The organism is Niabella aurantiaca DSM 17617 (assembly GCF_000374125.1).
GTDB lineage: Bacteria > Bacteroidota > Bacteroidia > Chitinophagales > Chitinophagaceae > Niabella > Niabella aurantiaca.
The window spans coordinates 189537-208974 of record NZ_KB893625.1 but is presented as its reverse complement, the minus strand read 5'-3'; the positions used below and the strand labels follow the sequence as shown (position 1 = coordinate 208974).

General features: G+C 49.5%; 11 protein-coding genes. All 11 read right to left on the bottom strand.

All coding sequences use genetic code 11. From position 1 onward, the window contains the following. Positions 1–242: 242 nt before the first annotated feature. The 11 genes from B160_RS0100865 to B160_RS28095 all read right to left on the bottom strand — a co-directional run bounded on the left by B160_RS0100865 (position 243) and on the right by B160_RS28095 (position 19415). Positions 243–2993, bottom strand: coding sequence for a malectin domain-containing carbohydrate-binding protein (locus tag B160_RS0100865; RefSeq protein WP_018625945.1), 2751 nt, complete (start codon positions 2991–2993; stop codon positions 243–245). Positions 2994–3111: 118 nt separating this feature from the next. Then, positions 3112–3858, bottom strand: coding sequence for an SGNH/GDSL hydrolase family protein (locus tag B160_RS0100860; protein ID WP_018625944.1), 747 nt, complete (start codon positions 3856–3858; stop codon positions 3112–3114). A 104-nt stretch (positions 3859–3962) separates the two neighbouring features. Further along, complete coding sequence (locus B160_RS0100855) at positions 3963–5417, bottom strand: sulfatase (RefSeq protein WP_018625943.1); 1455 nt, start codon at positions 5415–5417, stop codon at positions 3963–3965. A gap of 232 nt (positions 5418–5649) precedes the next feature. Further along, positions 5650–6810, bottom strand: coding sequence for a sialidase family protein (locus B160_RS0100850; RefSeq protein ID WP_018625942.1), 1161 nt, complete (start codon positions 6808–6810; stop codon positions 5650–5652). Positions 6811–6912: 102 nt separating this feature from the next. Next, complete coding sequence (locus B160_RS0100845; protein ID WP_018625941.1) at positions 6913–8466, bottom strand: putative Ig domain-containing protein; 1554 nt, start codon at positions 8464–8466, stop codon at positions 6913–6915. 158 nt (positions 8467–8624) lie between these two features. Beyond that, positions 8625–10256, bottom strand: a complete 1632-nt coding sequence (locus B160_RS28100; protein ID WP_018625939.1) for an arylsulfatase — start codon at positions 10254–10256, stop codon at positions 8625–8627. 50 nt (positions 10257–10306) lie between these two features. Continuing rightward, positions 10307–11740, bottom strand: coding sequence for a fasciclin domain-containing protein (locus B160_RS0100830; protein ID WP_018625938.1), 1434 nt, complete (start codon positions 11738–11740; stop codon positions 10307–10309). A gap of 89 nt (positions 11741–11829) precedes the next feature. After that, positions 11830–12747: a DUF5017 domain-containing protein gene (locus tag B160_RS0100825; protein ID WP_018625937.1), complete on the bottom strand. Its 918-nt coding sequence runs from the start codon at positions 12745–12747 to the stop codon at positions 11830–11832. 20 nt (positions 12748–12767) lie between these two features. After that, positions 12768–14345 (bottom strand): RagB/SusD family nutrient uptake outer membrane protein, encoded by a 1578-nt coding sequence (locus B160_RS0100820; protein ID WP_018625936.1) that lies wholly within the window; start codon positions 14343–14345, stop codon positions 12768–12770. Between the two features lie 10 nt (positions 14346–14355). Beyond that, the gene (locus B160_RS0100815) at positions 14356–17448 is read right to left on the bottom strand and encodes a SusC/RagA family TonB-linked outer membrane protein (protein ID WP_018625935.1); all 3093 of its coding nucleotides are present in this window, start codon (positions 17446–17448) and stop codon (positions 14356–14358) included. Positions 17449–17750: 302 nt separating this feature from the next. Next, a complete protein-coding gene (locus B160_RS28095; protein ID WP_018625934.1) occupies positions 17751–19415 on the bottom strand; it encodes an arylsulfatase in 1665 nt (554 codons plus the stop codon). Between the last annotated feature and the right edge of the window lie 23 nt (positions 19416–19438).

The window sequence follows — 19438 nt, the reverse complement described above, 5'->3', positions numbered from 1 at the left end:
CCCGCTGTGGCATGCCGCCGGTCCATCCGGTGCATTTGTCCTGATAGAAGGTCACTTTGAAAATTATAGCACGAAAGGCTGCTATTTCTCAGAAACTGTTTAGGAACAGCATTTTGATTTACCTTATAAACGCCAGGCGCGTTGTTGTCGCTAAAGCCTCTTTTGAAAAATGATCGTTGAACCCCGTTTTTACAGAAGGCGGCCCTAAGTAGATGCGATCAAAAGCAGGCATCTTTTAATGGCTATACGGATTTTCCTGGATTGTTTTTAAACAGCTTCTGAGGGCTGATCTCCAGCGCCTGCAGCAAGGCTTTTCCATTTTCAGGATCATTTGCCCTTAGCTTTACCCGGATGATCCCGTTTTGAGGTTTTATGTTATTAAACACCAGATCTGTTGCGGTGTTGACCTTACCTGCCCTCGAAATAATGTCGAACCGTTCAGCGACCATTTTTCCATTTACCAGTATGTCAAAGCTGTTTTTCCGGTCGCCCAGGCCCCGGGTTGCCGCAAATTTAAGACGCAGCTTATATTCGCCGGGACCTACTGTAAGATTCACCCAGAATTCAGGCGCATGGTACCCGTACCTGTAAAGGCCGGGATCATTGGTCGCAGCAATACGTTCCTTTACTGGCTGCACAAACCAGCAGGTTGCAACCGTATCAACCATCGGCCCCACGCGCGTGACCACTTCGGTTCCCGGGCGCCAAAAATGACCTGCCGTATCCTGGTAATCTTTACGCCCGGCATACCCGAAGATCATACGCTGGGCCCCTGCCGGTCCGGTGGCCGTTGGGTAATTAAACGTTTTGGCTCCTGCAGCCGCCTGGACCTGATCAATGTAAAGCCTCTTTCCTTTTGAATAGGGATTGGCGGCGCCCCGGGCAACCACTTTTATCGTATGATCGTCATTCTCCAAACCATTTTTATAGTACAGCACCTGCCGGTGCCGTGCTGATGGTCCCCAAAAATCAATCGGCACCAATTGTTTTTCATTATCAATAAATACGTCCGCTATACCACCATACTGATCAAAGCGGCCGATCAGCCTTATCTGGTTACCGCTGAACCTGGCTTCAAAGACGGCATCTTTTACTGCCGTAACCATTATCGTTCCCTGAAAAGAAGAGGGATCTCTTTGCTTTTCCCAATGATCATCCCATTGAATCCTGCTGCCGGCAAGCACTTGTTGCTGATCGACACCCTTTATGATGATATTTTTTGAGCCGTCATGTCTTACAGTAATGATCGCATCTCCATTCGGCAATTGCTTTACAGTAAAACCATTGGCCTCTAAATCATTGCGCAGAGGCAACTTTTTTCCGTCGGCAGTGATGGTATGCGGAACAAAAGACAAGCGCAATACAGCCCGGGTATTTCCGGGTGCATCAAAAGTGGTAAATGCAATATGGTCTTTACCATATGCAATATTGGCTACTGTGGCGCTGCTATACACCAGGTGATTTTCCTTACTGGCCCCCAGCTGTTCCGGCGCCCAGCCGATGCTGTTTAGTATCCAAAAAAGCGGCCAGGGATGGGCAATATTAAACCAGGTGCCATTTACATAAACTCCTCCATCAATCAGATCTTCGGTTATCCCATTTTCCCGGCCATCATAGGTCTGGAGGATCATCTGCCGGTAACCCAGCTCACGCATCCGGTCATCGCCGGCCTCAACACCATACCGCAGGAATACGGGCGCTAAGGTTAACGGGGCATACCACAACGAAGTTTTGCAGCAATGACTGGATTCAGGATAGGCCCAGGCACCGCTGTAAACATCGCCCACCGAAGCAGGATTGGCGCTTGTACGGTTCAAAAACAAGGTAAGAATGTTCCGGACATCGTTCTTCCAGTTGGGGAAATCCGCCTTATTATTCAGCATATAAATGGATACATCCGCCGTTGTTGTGCAATTCTGAACGGTGTTTGCCCAATCCCAGAAATGCAGTGCAAAGCTGTCTTCCCGGGTCCATTCCGGCAGCAGCACCCCCTTTACATACGCAAGGCCCGCATTCCGGGCTTTTACAAGGTCATTGTTCTTACCGGTATAACCCAGGCGTATCAGCTCATCCAGAAAAGTCATCACCATCGTTACACCACCTGTTTGCCGGTTAAAGCGCGGATCCTTGCGCCACTGTCTGTTCCTTTCATTCTCCACTGTAAATGCGTGCTCAGGATTTGCATAACGTGGCCATGGGTTTTTACCAGGCGTCTTATTGCATTTCGCCGCAAAAAGATCACCCCAGTGTTTGGCCGCTTTCAGCCAGCGGAGGTTGCCCGTAACCTGAAAGGCTTTTAACAGGGCATGACCCATTGTTGCGCTGATATCGAGCTGTATCATTCCCTCCGGGTTGGCATCATAATAGGCTTTGCCCTTAACAGGCGCGCTGATCGGAAAACCCGGCCAGGCATGGTTTGCAGGCGTCAAACTATGATCGACCAAAAAATCGCCCATATAAGTCATATGGCTTATTGCTGCCGCATCACCGGTATAACGATAATAATCTACCATCCCTTTCAGAACGTTCACACTCCGCTGTCCCAGGTCACCGTTCATCCAATCCCCGGGATCCTGCGGACTGATCTCCCCGGCATCATTGATTTTCCATTTGCCACTGAATAAATAATGCGGATATGCAGCGATGGCATTTTCCTTATTCGTCCAGGGATATCTTTTTAAAGTCTCCGCTGCAATTCTTACCCTGAAATCACATTGCCCGTTTGGCTGTTTGTACCAGGGTGCGATTACACCCTGAGCGTCGAGCACGGCATCGTGCGCGTAATAATGCAGCTTGCCCGTTGCAGCGGAATGATCCACAAAGGATACCGCCGGATGTGGGGTTGCCCACAGGCCATACCCGCTTTTAAAGATCACGCTACCGGTAATGCCAATGCCCAAATGCTTAAGAAACCACCGGCGTGAAACGTCGCAGGGAACTGTTAATGCTTCGCGGCTATGATCCACTGTTTTTTTATCGTTCCTATTTTTCATCTTATCAGGGTTCCAACTTGATTTCAAATGGCCCGGTCATATTTTAAAAGCGCGCCATTGACCGGGTTCGAGGCTATACAACGGCGCAGTCCGGTCTGCAGTCCATTGCAGGAGTTTCTTAAAGCTGCCTGCGGTACATACGGACGATCTCCTTTACAATCAGATCGGCCATCATTTCATGCCCCGTATCATTGGGATGGATCCCGTCCAGCAATAAGCTGTCCAGACTTTTGCCGGTTTTTGAGGGATAGTCCAGGAATAGCTGGAAATTGTCCACGAACCCGGTTTTATGGGTCTTGCTCAAACCCCTGACCACGTTCACATATCGGGAAAGTGTTTTATTTAACAGGTCTTTTTGCTTGCCTCCCCGGGCATTAGGGGTCATCAGCAGCACATTGATCCCTCGTTCCTGCATTTGGGTAACCATATACTCCATGTTCCTTTTATAATCTGCCAACGGTATCCGGGAACTGCCTTTCCGGGGATCAATGGCGGCGTCATTGATGCCAAAATCCACAATCACCAGGTCCGGGTGATGATCCAGCACATCCGTATCAAAACGTTCCAGCGCATGTTTCACCTTGATCACGTCATTATCGGCCAACCTGCCGGTATGACTGCCCGGAACGCCGCTGTTGATCACAGTTGCGGCAATGCCTTTCTGCGACAACAGCGAGGGCAGCCGTTGGGCAAATACCTGTTTGATCGTTTTCCGGGTTGCTGTTACCGAATTGCCAAAAGTAACAATGGTAAGATCCAGGGGATCCTTCACCGATTGTTTTGTTGCCGGTCTGTTTGTACCACACCCTGCCATACTGAGGCCTGCTATGCTAAGCAGGAGAAGCGTCCTTAGATAGATTTTCATTTTACAATATTGTGTATTTAAATGTTTCCGTCTTTTTCGTGGGTCTTTTATACAGCCCTATGCCGGGTTGTCGATCCCTGCATCTTATCATCAAAAAGCGCCGCTCAAGGCATGATGATTCCCTCCCGGGGAAACCTCGCCTTATTTTTGAGCAGCCAGTTGTGCAGCTCTTTTTTCATCACAGCCACGCGTTCCGGCTCTTTTTTACTCAGGTTTTTTGTTTCCCCCGGATCCGTTTTCAGATCATACAGCTCTGTCTTCCCTGTTTTATAGTAATAGAGCAGTTTATAGTCTTCCCGGCGAACGGCACCCTGGAACTGTCCATGCGGGTAATGCCAGTACAAAGCCCCGCGGTTGGTTCCGGCCAGGTTCCCGAGCAGTACATTTTTGAAACTGATGCCGTCCGGCCGCCGCCGGGTCACCGGAGACAAGCCGGCCAGATCGAGCAGGGTCGGGTAAAAATCATCGGATATCAGGGGTGTATGCGATATTGAACGGGGTTGAATGTTGCCGGGCCACCGGACAATCACCGGGATCCTTATACCTCCTTCGTACAGCATATGCTTTCCACCCCGTAAAGGCAGGTTGGAAGTAACACTTCTTTTACCACCATTGTCCGACGAAAATACAACAATGGTATTATCGCTCAGCCCCAGGTCATCCAGCTTTTTAAGCAATTTGCCCACATTTCCGTCCATCTGGTTCACCATTGCGGCATACTCAGGCAGGTTCTGATATTTCCGGGAACCGTTCTGGTTCTCATCGATCTCCAGCAGCCCCAGTCCGTTGATCTTCTTCCGGAACTTTGCTTCTACCTCCCTTTTCGCATCCAGTGGTGTATGCACGGCATGAAAAGAAAGAAAAGCAAAGAACGGACGGTCCTTACGCGATTCGATGAACCGGATCGTTTCATCGGTCAACCGATCTCCCAGATTCTCCCCTACGGGCCCATCCTCCATATGTACGTTATAATAAGGGCTGAAATAATACTGTCCCAGGTGTTTGGCCGGAACCGGCAAAGGGCGATCGGGATAGGCGACCTGCCAGGCATTATAAGAGGCTTCGCCACCAATGGCCACATCAAAACCCTGGTGCGTAGCCCAGTGTTCCAGCTGGTAGCCAAGATGCCACTTGCCAAAAAGTCCGGTGGCATAACCCCGGTCCCGCAATGCTTCTGCCAAGGTATATTCCGACAACGCCAGGTGATGCGCCATATAATCCACATCCTGGTCCGGCGAAATCAAAACAGTAGTGACGCCCGTATTCACCGGGTTCCTCCCGGTTAATATGGAAGCCCTTGTGGGAGAGCAAACGGGTCCCGCAGCATAAAAATCGGTAAAATGCATGCCCTGGGCAGCGAACTGGTCGATATGGGGCGTTTCATAAATGGTGCTGCCCATATAACCCAGATCGCTCCAGCCAAGATCATCTACTAATATGAAGACAATATTTGGGGGAGCCGCTTTTTTCTGCGCCGGCAGTGATTGCGGCACGGCAAAAAAAGCCGGTACAGTCATTGACAAAAGGATCCATTTCTTAAAACAGGCCGCTGTTTTCATGTGTTCTATTTTTAATTTATTCCTGTGCCAGGGTTTATTCCAATGCCTTAAGACAGATTTTGAAACACCCGTCCGGGCAGAAGCTCAGGACGGCCATCAACCATAAACAGGCTGTTTATAATGAACCGGTGGCAAAATGATCTTCATAAATTGACTGTCCCGTCGGTGAGGAGGCTGACCGTGGTGCGGGCCATTATAAGCTCCCTGCCATTTTTCTTACACCAGGTCCGTGCTATTGCACAAAATCTTTTTCCCGGAGTTTTACCCGCAGGTTACTTTGCATGGTGGTTACCCATATTTCGCCCGGCGCTGCTTCAAATACATAAGGATAAGCGACCCAGGAATCCCAGATGTCCTTATCTTTCGCCCTCATTGTTTTAGCAATGATCCGGGGTTTGGTCCAGGTCTTGCCGTCATCATCGGAAAAAGCGATCACCAGCTCTTCCCTGTAATTGCTTGAGGCCACTTCCGACCATTGCCGGTCTCCGCCGCGCAGCCGGTAATAATCCTTACCCTGGGGGTACCGCAGGTTCCATACCAGGAACAACCGGCCGCTGGCCAATCTTTTCAACATACCGGGAGAGCTGCTGGCACCGATACTGGTGGGCCGGATATCCTTCCAGGTAATGCCGTCATCATCTGAAAACGTTTCCCAGAAACTGCCCCAATTGGTGCGCATTAACATCCATAACCTTCCGTCCTTCAGTTCTTCAAGAGTTGATTCGGTAACCCCGCTGTGGTTTCCGATGCCTCCCATATCGATAATATTGCTGCGTTCCCAGCTGGCGCCTTCATCACGGGAAGTATAGGTGAGCACGGTATGACGACCGGGGTTATGGGCCAGCATCATACTGGTAAACACCACGTTGCCGTTCCGGGTCTGGATCATATCCCGGATCGCACCGGTCCATTCATTGTGAAGCTTCTTTGGCTCCTCCCAGGTCTTCCCGCCATCCAGGCTTCTGACCGCATAGGTGGGCAGTATGGCCCCCGGCGCATCGGAGATCTTCCTGTTCCAGTTCCACCCGCTCTTTTCCCTTCCGTTCATAAAAGCCAGGATCAGTGTTCCATTGGCCGTTCTGAGCAGCGCCCTTTCATTGGAAACATGAAATTTTGCGGGATCTTTAAAAATGTCGTAAGACTTCCAGGATTTGCCTTCATTGGTACTGATCAGGCACTTTGTTCCTTCCACGGTCACGATGCTTTTATCTTCTTTCCGGACAAAAGGCCCCATCTTTAAACCCGGCAGCTCCGTAACATTACCGGGGATCCACAGGTTACCGTTATCGATCAGTTTTCCCCCGGACGCCGCAGGCTGGGCAAATGTGGTCATCGTAAGCAACCCTGATAATCCATACAGGAACATTGTGGTTTTAAGATTTCTCAATTTCATACTTCTGGTTTTTAATCAATGATCTTATTTATTTCTAAGCCTGTTAAAAAAACATTATTGAAAGCTTTTTAGCGGATGGTCAAACAGGGCAGGATCGTGCTTTCAGCGCTTTGATATCTTTACGACCAAACAACCCTGTGCGGGAATTGTTGATCTGAGCTCATTTGTAAAAGTTCCAAGATCCCGCTGCCGCCAGGCATCCCTGATCTTCCGTTTTCCCCGCAGGCCGATCTCTTCCCATGTTGCCCTGACTTCAACCGGTCTTTTTTCCCGGTTGAATAACCCTACGGCTTTGGAACCATCGTATAGATCTTTTACCATAATAAATTGCTTATCACCATGCATGATCACTCTGGCGCATTGGCCCAAAGGATCCTGGTTGATCGCTATGATCTCCGGGTTGCATAAAATACCCAATGTAAAATCATCCAGCCGGGACAGATCGCCGCCATAAAACAATGGAGCAGCCATTAAGCTCCAAAGCGACATATAGGAATATTGCAACCATGGGCCCATAGGTGTGGGCTTCGGCGCACCCCTGTCCTGGTTGCTGCCGATATAACCAATGGAAATATAGTCCGGATCGTTCCATTCACCGGGTTTGTTGTATTCACGAAAGCTTGCATTGCGCAGGGCGATGTCAAAAATCTTGTCCAGCTCTTTTATCCCAAGATCGCCTGCCGTTCTCCAGGAATTTCCTCCAATGGATGCCGCCCATTTCCATGATTCACCATAACCATATTGACATAGATTATAGAAAATATCACGATCGATGTTCTTTAAAATATCGCCCATCTGCTTATATGGTTTTTGAAAGGCAGCCAGGCTTCGGTCTTTACCCACAACGCTCCCATAAGAGCACCAGTCATATTTTAAGAAATCGAATCCCCATTTTGCGTATTGTTCCGCATCCTGCTTTTCATGGCCATAGCTGCCGGTAAAACCCATACAGGTCCGCGGTCCGGGCGACGAATAAATGCCGGCTTTCAAACCCTTTGAATGAATGTAATCGGTCATCCGCTTCATGTCGGGGAAATGAACATTCGGGAGGATCGTTCCATCGGGTTTTCTGGGGGTCCCATAACGGGTACCGTCATCTTTTTTCATCGCTTTGTTATTGGGTGTGGAAACCGCCCAGCAATCATCAATATTTACATAGGCATAGCCCACATCCGCCATTCCCGTTGATACGATCAGATCTGCCGCCTCGCGCATTAATTTATCTGAGATCCTGTCGTAATGCGCATACCAGTCGTTCCAGCCCATGGGTGGTGTGAGGCCGATTTTATCGCCCGAAATGATCTCAAACGTTCTGGATGCTTTCCCCTTTTTATTTTTTGCTTTCAATACGATGCGATACGTTCCACGTGCAGGAGCCGCTCCCCGGATGATGCCCGAATCTTCATCTAACGTCAAACCTGCCGGCAATCCTTTAGCCGAAAACCTCAGGGGTCTTTCACCCTGGCAGGGGATCCGGTACAGAAACGCATTCCCCGGCCGGCAGCCATATACCAACGCATTGTTCAGGCGCGGCTTCGCCGAAGGTTTTGGCGTCAGGATAAACTTTTCATTGATAGCCCTGTTACTTCCTGAACTATTCTGTGCATGGCCGGCAACTGCAAGCATCACGCAAAAAAGCAGAAAATAATGTTTCATTTATGATGTAGTTAAAGCCTGTTTAAAAATATGCTGATTAACCGTTTTACAGCAGATCATCTGATCCTTCCATCTGCGCCTCTTATCAAACCGGGAAACATCTCTTGTGAAGTGGTCCGGGGAAAGTACAGCCTGTTCTGCCGGCGCCTTACCAGTCCTTAGTTCTTCAAATACCTGCTGTTGTCAAGCGGAACCTCCCGGATGCCCGCCCATTTGTACCAGTCCTCTTCCAGCTCTTTAGCTATTTTTGGATGCTTCCCGGCCAGATCGTGACACTCTGTACGGTCCGCATCCATATTGTAGAGCTCCCATTTCATCGTCGTTACTCCATAGACGGCCTTCCATTTTCCCTTACGATACGCCCGGTTCCCATAGAGGAACCACCCAAATTCACGCTCCGGCATTTTTTGATGCCTGGTGAGGAAGGGCAGCAGACTTTTTCCCTCCAGCGGAAGAATGGACTTTCCTTCAAAGGTTTCCGGATACGCAGCCCCCGAAGCATCCAAAAAAGTGGGGAACAGGTCAATGATATGACTGGGCATATTGGTAAGCCCCCCCGGCTGTATTTTACCTTTCCACCAAACGATCATGGGTGTGGAGATCCCCCCTTCCTGGGTCCAGACCTTATATCTTCTGAAGGGAGCTGACATTACAGAAGCCCAGCCCGGACCGGCAAGCTCATAGGTATCCTTGCCGCCGATCGGCTTTCCCTTATTATACGCCTTGTTCAGCTCCACCGACCTGGGGTTGGTGATCATACTGGCACAGCCCCCGTTGTCGGAGAAAAATACGATCAGAGTATTATCGGCGATCCCGCTGCTCTTAAGAAAATCCATTAAACGCCCGATGTTCTGATCGATGCGGTCGACCATTGCTGCATACACTTCCATCTTTTCCGATTCATGCCGCTGCTCCTCCCGGCTAAGCGAATCCCAGGGTGGCACTGCCAGATCATAGGCAAAGGCCCCGCTTCGCTTATCGGTGGGCGGCAATCCCCATTTCGGGTTCAGCACACCGGCTTTGATCGTTCCTTTATAACGCTCTTTCCGCAGCACTTCATAACCCGCATCATATCGCCCCTTATACTTCGCAATATCTTCCGGCCAGGCCTGAAGCGGATAATGCGGGGCATTGAAGGCCAGGTGCAGAAAAAACGGCTGGTGCTGCTTCACGTTCTTCCGGATCTGCCGGATGGCAAAATCCGTTTGGGCATCTGTTGTATAATAATCGTCGGGAACATGCGTAACCACTTTTCCGTTATGAACAAAAGGATGCGGCGGACCGCTGTGGTGTACAAAAGGCGGATCAGGCAGGGAGGGATCAAAATGGTTGCCCGCCCCGATCATGGATCCAAAAAACTCCTGGAACCCTTTATGCATAGGGCTGGTGGCCCCACCGCCCAAATGCCATTTGCCGCTCAGGATCGTAGCGTAACCGGCTCCCTGCAATACCTGGGCCATCGTAACCATATTGTTCTTCAATAAAGGTCCCTTGCCATACCGGGGGTACAGGCCTGTTAAAAAAGTGACCCTCGAAATATTACAGACCGCCTGGTTATAGAACTGGGTAAACCGCATTCCCTGCTTTGCCAGCAGATCTAAATTGGGCGTATGGATCTCGCTGCCATAACAGCCAAGATCTGAATATCCCAGATCATCCGCAACGATCAAAATAATATTGGGCTTCGATGCAGCACCCGCATACTGGCAATACGCCTGGTTACTCCCCAATAGTCCGGAAAGAAAGACAACAGCTGATAAAAATGAAGTATGGATTATTTTAGGAAACATATGATTGGATTAAATGGAACAGAAAATAAAGCCCCCTGCTTTCCCGTTCATCAGGGAGTCAATACCTCGCCGATAATGTTTAAAAGACCGTTGGTCGTTACAATATTAGCCGACATCACCGGTATGGTGTTGACGTTGGAATCCCCTTTTACTTTATAGCCGCCCGCAGAGGACACGGTCAGGTTGACCGGCTTCATTTCATTATTCACATTTAAGGCATACAGCAAGGTGGGGGTTTTACCGTTTTCCTCGATATTGATATTGTTGACCCGTTTATTTAAAAAGTGAAGACGCAGGATATCACTGATCACCTTTGGATCCTGGTCGTTAATGGAAGCAATGCTTGGATAACCCGCGCTCCTGAAGCCGTTGTTGTTGACAGCAAACACGGTATAAGATGCCGCCGCATCAGCCACCATTTGCACAAAGTTCAGCTCACCGGCTTCGCTTCCTCTTTGTAAAGCGGCGTAAAAGAAGGTAAGCGAAGTATCCTGTGCGATCCGTTCCCCGGTAGTCTGATCGGTTGCCAGGGGCAAAAACCCGTTTACGGTATGAATCACGCTGCTTCCCCCTTCCATATTGGCTGCGCCGCTGATGGCGTTGATGCTGTTGAAATAATTATAGGTATTGGCCCCGGGCTTCAAACGATCTGCATATACCGGCGCACCTGACCGGGACATGGCGGGCTGCAGGGTATCAAATCCGGAGGTATATTTCTTTCCGTCAACGAGGTGTCTTTTAATAAGCTCATCCATCCGGTTTACGGGCGCTGCGGTAACGGATGCCAGGGTGGGATAGCCGCCGTCGATAAATGCGCCGTTGTTGGGTGCAAAAAAAGTATAGGCAGCTGCAGGGTCATCCAGCAGGGCCAGGTAATCGACACCCCCGGCGCTGGCGCGTTTGAGCGCTTCCAGTACATAGGTAAACTGTGCGTCTGTGGTTGCAGCAACATAGGACCGCAAGCGCTCTACAATGGACTTCCTTTTAAACAGTACGGTATTGATCACATACATAAAGCCGTTGGTCGCTTTATTATCGCCATTGGTAATATCCGCACCGGCAATATAGGTTTGGTTACCCAGCTGCTGAAGGGGGATCTTTGTGCCGCTTAATGCAGTCAGCTCCTGGGTGCCGGTTAACGCAGTTTCATCCATCGCGCCGGAAATGATATGATTCTTAACCAGCAGGGTCAGCGAATCCAGGGAAAGCTCCTGCAGCATTCCGGCGTTAAAACCCGCACGTGAGAACACCGCGTTTGTGGGTGCCAGCAGCGTATAGTTGCCCCCGGAAAGCTCCGCTCCCAAACCACTCCGGTCCACAGCCAGCTTAAAAAACGAGAAATTATTGTCATCCTCCGCGATCATTTCATACAGACTGACCGATGAGGGCGGATATTTGAATGAGGATACTTTTTTACATGAGAAGGTCATGAAGCAGATCACGCTTCCGATAACAACCATGCCTAATTTTAATCTCATTTTCATTTGTGTGATTTTATGAGTCCGGATAGCCGGACAGGTTGGAAAAAGTAATGGAAGAGCTCCGGGCAATGTATCGCTGTTGCCCCACCCGTTTATTCAACCGTTATTACATATTCTTTGACGATCTTTTGGGTATCCCATTTATTGGCATTGACGATTTCGAAAGTCACTTTATATGTCCCCGGTTTATCGTACCCGGCAAACGTATAATCGGTAAGGCGAACGCTGGGATTATTTTTAATGCTGACGCCTTTATCACTTCCAATCCGCTTAAGGAAAATGGGCTTCCCGATAATCCAATCCAGGTTTTCATCCGTTTGGGCCGCCCCGCCCCAGATCTGTATCTGGGTAGCATTAAAGGTCCAGATCCGGGTAGCATTGAGGATATTGATAATGCTCCAGGACATATCCGCACTATTGGCCAGGTTCAAAACCGTTCCATCCTCCAGCACGTTGTTTACCTGAACGTTGGTAATGGTCCAGGCCCGCTGTGAAACCGCTTTGGGGAGATCATTATATTTAAAGCCAATATAGATGGGCGCGTCCACCTCTTTAAAGCGGGAAAGGTCGATGTTCCCTGAAGGAGTTGTTTCGGTGCTGGGCGCTTTCACATAAGACCAGGCCGCACTATCGGTCAGGTCTACCCAGGTTGCCTTATTGATGGAAGCGGCGTCATATGTTCCGTTAAAATCCTGCGAAACCATCAGGGCAATGGTATTGTCCGGAAGGCCGTCCTGCGCCCCGTACCGGCGCCAGGAGTCAAAGCTCAGCTGCGGCGTTGCGTTATCAAGCGTTGTACGGTTCTTATACAGGTACTCGCTTCCCGGTGCACCGGAAAAAAAAGTGACCACATCTGCATTGCCCGTAAGATTGAATACCACCGGCTCATTCACTCCAACCGTTGTCGATTCGATCGATATCTCCAGGTCGGGCACTTCCACGCCTGTAAAAGCCTTTTTGCAGGAAAAAAAGAGCAAGGAGGCCACCAAAGAAATTAACCATGTTTTCATAAAACAATCATTTTTTAAAATTACCAGCCCGGATTTTGAGTCACTTCGCTGTTCAGGGCAATTTCATTAGGAGGGATCGGCCACAGGCGCCATTTTTCGGTAGCCCTGTCCACCAGATTAATAATGTTCGTTTTTTGACGGGCCACCACGGCAGGCTGCCCCGTATCGTTCACGTCTGCTTTCATTGCCTGCAGCCTGGAAAAAAATATCCCCCAGCGGATCAGGTCATTTTTCCGCAGCCCTTCAAAAGCCAGCTCCCGGGCGCGCTCATCCTGTATTTCGATAAGGAACAATTCTTCATTCAGCCCGGGAGGCAGATCGGCTTCCGTCGGATCCGTAGCGCCGGGGAGCAATTTTCCATAAGCCCGGGCACGTACCTGGTTGATACAATCGTAGGCCAGTTGTGTTGGGCCGTCATTTACCTCGTTTTCCGCCTCCGCCAGCATAAGCAGCACATCCGAATAGCGGATGACGGGGAAATTTACCGGCGATCTCGAATTGACCCGCGGCATGGGCGACACATTCAGCCTGAATTTCCCAATGCACCGGTCGTATAGCTGTGTGGAAGACCAGTAAGTCTTTGTTCCGGTAGCCGTAAAGATAAAGGGCGCAATCGTCCAGTCGCGCCGCAGGTCTTTGGAGCCATACAGGTTGTACAAAAGACGGGTGGCATGCACCTGCCCCAGCATGGTACCACTATCCGCCGGCGACCCGATGATGCCGTCCAGGTAACCAATATAACTGGATTGCCGGGGACCCGGAACATCGGCATAGTCAATTTCCCAGATGCTTTCTTTTTTGTCGTACTGATTAGAAATGAGCTTCACAAATACATCCTCAAAACTTGGATTTAAGGAGTGCAATTTGGAATCGACCACCTTCTTGGCCCAATCCCTGGCCGCCGCATATTTTGACACGTCCTTCAGCGGCTCGCCCGCCATCGAAAGACAAACCCGGGCAAGCATGGCCTGCACGGCAGACCGGGAAGGATAATCTGCCGCTCCATATTGTTCCTGTGAAGCCGGGGGAACAACAGATTCCGCATAGGTCATGTCCCGGAGGATCTGATCGTACACTTCGGCTACCGGTGTCCTTGGAATGCGGATATCCGTAGGGTCAGCTGTAGGAGCTAATTTCAGCGGAACGGCGCCCCATTGCGTTACTAAGAAGAAGTAACAATAGGCCCGCAAAAACAGTCCCTCCCCTTTGATAACCGACCGTTTCGTTTCATCCATCTCCACCCGGTCAATATTGGCCAGGAGCACATTGCATTTCTCGATGGTCCGGTATGCAGCCGTCCAGTGATTGGAGAAGGCCGCATCATTGGTAGGAGCCTTATGATTGGCAATATAGTTCCCTTCCAGAACGGAATAGGCATCGTCCGCATCGGCCACACCCCTCGCCAGCCAAAGACCACCCAGGAAATTCAGATCTTTCAAATCAAAAAAGGCGGCATTTAAGGCCAGGACCGCATCCTGCTCCTTGTTGAAATAATTTTCCGGCGCAACAAAGTCTTCGGGTATAACGGTGAGGAACTTTTTACACCCGGTGATCCCCAAAATGCCGACGAGTAAAAGAGAAAATAAGCTCTTGTTCATTTTCAAAAATTTACAGTGATAGATTAAGTCCTGCTACGATCGTAAACGGCCGCGGATAAGTAGAAAAATCCAACCCGGGCGACAAGGCCGACTGGAAGGCCGAAAGTTCGGGATCAAAACCCTTATACTTGGTCCAGGTGTAGATATTGGAAGTAGCCACATACACACGCATGGATTTGGCATGAATGCGTTTCAGCAATGGCTGGGGAAGCGTGTAGCCCAGGTTGATCGTTTTGAGCCGCAGAAACGAACCATCTTCCACAAACTGGCTGCTGTAGACAAAATAAGCCCGGTTCAGCTGCGGGATGTCGGTATCCTGGTTCTGAGGCGTCCATCTGTTGGCAAATTCGGCCAGCGCATTTTGTCCGGGCATGATGGTATTGCGTAAATAAATGTTCAGACCGGTTGCAAAGAACTGCCGGTTGGCATTGATCACGGAGTTCCCGTAAGACCATTGAAAGAAAATATTCAGATCAAAGTTTTTATACCGGAAATTGTTGCTCCATCCACCGGTGTGCAGCGGATAACCGTTACCAATGACCACCCGGTCATCTGCATCCACTACCCCATCGCCATTGATATCCTTGTATTTTGAATCGCCCGGCCGCGGATAGGCCGTGGGCAGGAATGTATTGACCACCCCGTTGGGCTTCAGTACATACGATCCGTTCGGCATCTTATCAAAATCGCTGTACTGGTACAATCCATCTGCCACCAAACCGTACATCTGACCCAGGGGACTTCCGATCTTTGCGATATATGCCGGAACCGAGTTATAATAAGGATCCCAACCGATATTTGTCAGGATCGCGGTCTCGTCCGGATCCGAAAGTCCTTCTAACCGGTTCCGGTTAAAGCTGATATTAAAATCAGAGGTATAGGTAAACTGCTTTTGCTGAATGATGTGGGCCTTCAGCGTGAACTCCAGCCCCTTGTTGGATATCTTGGCAATGTTCTTCATGACACTGCCGTAGCCGGACGAAGGGGGCAGGTTGGTTTTAAACAACAGGTTTTCGGTTGCCCTTTTATAAAGATCCACGGTAAGGGTGATCCTGTTCTTCCAGAAACCCAGGTCCACACCCAGATCGGTGGAGGTGGTGCTTTCCCACCGGAGCGCCGGGTTCTGGAGAGAAGAGATGACCGCACTATTGGGTTGTAAAACACCCGAAAAAGTTACAGCGTTGCTGAAAATAATTCTTGAATAAGTGTCAAAATCACCTACCCGGTTATTTCCTGTAGTTCCATAGCTAAACCGGATATTCCCATCCGACAACCATTTGCTCTTTTTGAGAAACGCCTCTTCACTGAACTTCCACTTCACGGCTCCCGACGGGAAATAGCCCCATTGATTCTCGTTCATAAATTTGGAACTCCCGTCCGCCCGGAAATTCCCGGTCAGGTAATATTTACTCTTGTAGTTATAGGCCACACTACCCAGCCAGGAAGCCATGGTGCTTTTGGAAACGGAATTCACCGGCGGGGTAGTGATCGTTCCTGCATCGATCCCGCTCAGACCCAGGCTCTCTTCCGGTATGAGGGTGGCCGAATAACCCAGGGCCCGGGAATAACGCATCTGCATTTCCATGCCCGCCACCACATTCAGACTGTGCTTCCCTTTAAAGTTCCGGGTATAATCCAGCAAATTCGTATTATCGTAATAATCATACCGGTAATTATAAATACTTCCGTTCACCCCCTGGGGACTGTATTTACCACCGGTTCTGGTTTTGGAATTATTAAAACGCTCCACCCGTACAAAATTGTTATTGGAGCTTCCCCGCAGCTCCAGCTTCAGGTATTTGGCGATCTTATAATCGATGTATAAATTTGCTACAACATTATTGCTGGTGCTGTTGCGGATCGCATTTTGTTCAGACAAAACCGGGTTCACCCGGTAATCGCCCGCACCGTTTCCCTCCGGATCATACAGATCCTCCGACAGCTGAACATTATTGCCGGATATGGCGATGGGCCGGTAGCTGAAGGCCTGATAAAATAAGGCGCTTTGCCCGCCATTGCCCTGCGAATTGTCGCCTTTGGTAAGGTTGTTGGTATAGCGAACAGCGCCACCTACTTTGAAACGCTTACCAATGGTCTGATCCAGTGTCATTTTTCCCTGGTACCTTCGGAACGAAGAATTGATAATGATACCGTCCTGCGCAAAATAATTGCCGGAGAGCGAGTACCGCGTACCATCCGTTCCGCCGGTAAGGCTGACCGAATGATTCTGCTGCGATCCTGTTTGAAACAGCATGGCCTGCCAATCGATCCCCTTTTCATTCCGGTAGTCTTCCAGTATCCTTCCGTCGGTGAGGTAGGGATTGGTTCCCGGGAGATCGGACTGGATCTTTACAAATTCGTAAGGACTAAGCAGGTCCATATACCGGGTGGTTTCATTGATGCCATAGCTGCCCAGGTAGTTCACGCGTGGTTGGCCCCGTACGCCGCGCTTGGTTGTAATTACAATTACACCATTGGAGCCCCGGGCACCATACAGAGCGGTAGCAGAGGCATCTTTTAATACGCTCATGGTCTCAATATCATTGGGATCGATCATATTATTGTCCGGGTCCTCCAGCGGGAACCCGTCAATTACAAACAACGGCTGGTTGCTCTGGCTGATCGAACCAACCCCTCTGATCACGATATCGATAGCCGATCCGGGGCGGCCGCTCTGGGAGGTAACCTGAACCCCGGCTACCCGGCCGGCCAGCGCTTCCTCAAATGAGCGGACGGGCGCTTTTTGCATGTCTTCCACGTTGACGGTACCAACAGCACCGGTCAGATCTTTTTTGGCGGTAGCGGTATAACCGGTTACGATCACTTCATTCATATTTGAAATATCCTTTTCCAATATCACATTGACTACTGTTTTTCCCGAAAGGTTTACTTCCTTCGTAATATAGCCCACAGATGAAAATACCAGGATTTTGTGTTGCGGCCGGACAACTATAAAATACTTTCCGGCGCTGGTGGCACTCGTTGTGACCGACAGGTCTTTAACGCTGACCGTCGCATCGGGCACTACCGCTCCATCCTGGTTGGTAATGGTTCCGGTAATCGTTGTCTGAGCATTCAGTATTCCTGAAAATGCGATACTCAAAAGCAGTAACAGAACTGATTTGAAACAATGGCAAGAATGGAAAAGCGTAATCATGAATTTTATTTTAAGAAGTGTACTTCTGTTTAAACAAGCTGGTTACCGGTCGTCGTCCGTCACCTATTCTTCAAGCAGTAATCTCATCCAGGATCCCTAACGCAATCGTATGTCATTCATTTTTCAAACAGAGAACATATGTATGACATATAACAAATATACATATTAATATTATAAAAAAAATTTTATACACAAAAATTTTTCGATTTATTCAATTCCGGACAACGGATGCGGCCCCCGATGGCCGTTTACCGCGTTTTTGCAGGGTTCCTGATGATGCGCGAACCCTGCTGGATCATCGCTGAATCGTCTGCCGGCACCTGACTCCGGACCGCCCATTTGTCCCATAAGGAGATCAGGTGTTTCAGCCGTTTGGGGTCCCGGGCGGAAAGGTCCCGGGTTTCCGTTCTGTCATTTTCCATGTCATACAATTCCCACTTTTCAGAACCGGTACCCCATATTATTTTCCATTTCCCTTTCCTGTATGCCTTATTGCCATACAGGTACCATCCGAACGCGCGCTCTTTCTGAACCGGTCTGTTTTCCAATACATCCATCATACTAATGCCCTCATAAGGCAGGATCTTTACACCATGGTGCTGCTTCGGATAAACCGCTCCCGACAGTTCCATAAAAGTGGGCATGAGATCTACGAGGTGCATAGGCGTTTGGGTTAAGGTTCCTGCAGCCACATGCCCTTTCCAGCGAACGATCATTGGCGTGGAAATCCCACCCTCATTTGTCCAGACCTTATACCTCCGGAAGGGTGAGGATTGCGCCGTTGCCCAACCGGGCCCTGCAAAAAGATAGCTATCCCTTCCACCTGGTTGCTTCCCCTTATTGTATTGATGATACCGTGCAATGTTTTCCGGAGAGGTGTTTACACTGGCACAGGCGCCATTATCCGAGAAAAAAATGATGATTGTATTGTCTTCTATCTTTAATTGCTTCAGCCGGGTCAATAGCCGGCCTACATTCTGATCGAGCCGGTCCACCATTGCCGCATATACTTCCATCCTGGCCGATTCCGCTTTTTGCTCACCGGGTGTGAGCATGCTCCAGGGTCTTACCTCCTGGTCATACTTAAAATCGCTTTTTTTCTTATCTGTAGGCGGAAGGTCCCATTTCCGGTCAATCACCCCTGCTTTAATGGCACCTTCATATCTTTTTTTGCGCAGTTCTTCATATCCTGCATCATACCGGCCTTTATATTTTGCAATATCCCCGGGCAACGCCTGTAACGGATAATGAGGTGCATTAAATGCGACGTGCAGGAAAAAAGGCTGATGCGCCCTTGTATATTTTTCAATCTGACTGATCGCATGATCCGTGATGGCATCGGTAACATAATAGTGATCCGGAACCGCCGACACCGGAGACCGGTTGTGCATGAAAAAAAATGCCGGCCTGCTGTGATTGACAAAAGGGGGGTCGCGGCGAAGCGGATCAAAATATTCGACCGCACCGGCTTCAAACCCATAAAACTCCTGAAACCCGCGGTTCACCGGGCTATTAGCCCCATCACCCAAATGCCATTTCCCACTCAAAATTGTTGCGTAACCCGCAGTTGCAAGCACATCGGCTAAAGTCACCATATCCGGCTTCAGAAAAGGGCCGGTCCCGAATCTTGGATAGGTGCCTGAAATAAAGGAAGCCCTCGATATCGCACATACCGCCTGGTTATAAAACTGGGCAAACCGCATTCCTTCTTCGGCCAGCTTATCCAGATTGGGTGTGCTGATCTCTCCGCCGTAACATCCCAGATCCGAATACCCCATATCATCGGCAACAATTAATATAATATTCGGTTTCTCCGTTCCATAAATCCTGGTCATTCCTGAAACCAGGATCACCCACAGGATCAGGATCGCTTTCCGGCGTGTTGTACTTCTTCGTTTCAGCTTCAGGCTCATTTTGTCAGAAAATTTTTTCAATA

Coding starts and splice junctions, on each gene's coding strand:
- B160_RS0100825 (WP_018625937.1), bottom strand. CDS start 12,747: ATGAAAACATGGTTAATTTCTTTGGTGGCCTCCTTGCTCTTTTTTTCC.
- B160_RS28100 (WP_018625939.1), bottom strand. CDS start 10,256: ATGTTTCCTAAAATAATCCATACTTCATTTTTATCAGCTGTTGTCTTT.
- B160_RS0100850 (WP_018625942.1), bottom strand. CDS start 6,810: ATGAAATTGAGAAATCTTAAAACCACAATGTTCCTGTATGGATTATCA.
- B160_RS0100845 (WP_018625941.1), bottom strand. CDS start 8,466: ATGAAACATTATTTTCTGCTTTTTTGCGTGATGCTTGCAGTTGCCGGC.
- B160_RS0100865 (WP_018625945.1), bottom strand. CDS start 2,993: ATGAAAAATAGGAACGATAAAAAAACAGTGGATCATAGCCGCGAAGCA.
- B160_RS0100820 (WP_018625936.1), bottom strand. CDS start 14,345: ATGAACAAGAGCTTATTTTCTCTTTTACTCGTCGGCATTTTGGGGATC.
- B160_RS28095 (WP_018625934.1), bottom strand. CDS start 19,415: ATGAGCCTGAAGCTGAAACGAAGAAGTACAACACGCCGGAAAGCGATC.
- B160_RS0100855 (WP_018625943.1), bottom strand. CDS start 5,417: ATGAAAACAGCGGCCTGTTTTAAGAAATGGATCCTTTTGTCAATGACT.
- B160_RS0100830 (WP_018625938.1), bottom strand. CDS start 11,740: ATGAAAATGAGATTAAAATTAGGCATGGTTGTTATCGGAAGCGTGATC.
- B160_RS0100860 (WP_018625944.1), bottom strand. CDS start 3,858: ATGAAAATCTATCTAAGGACGCTTCTCCTGCTTAGCATAGCAGGCCTC.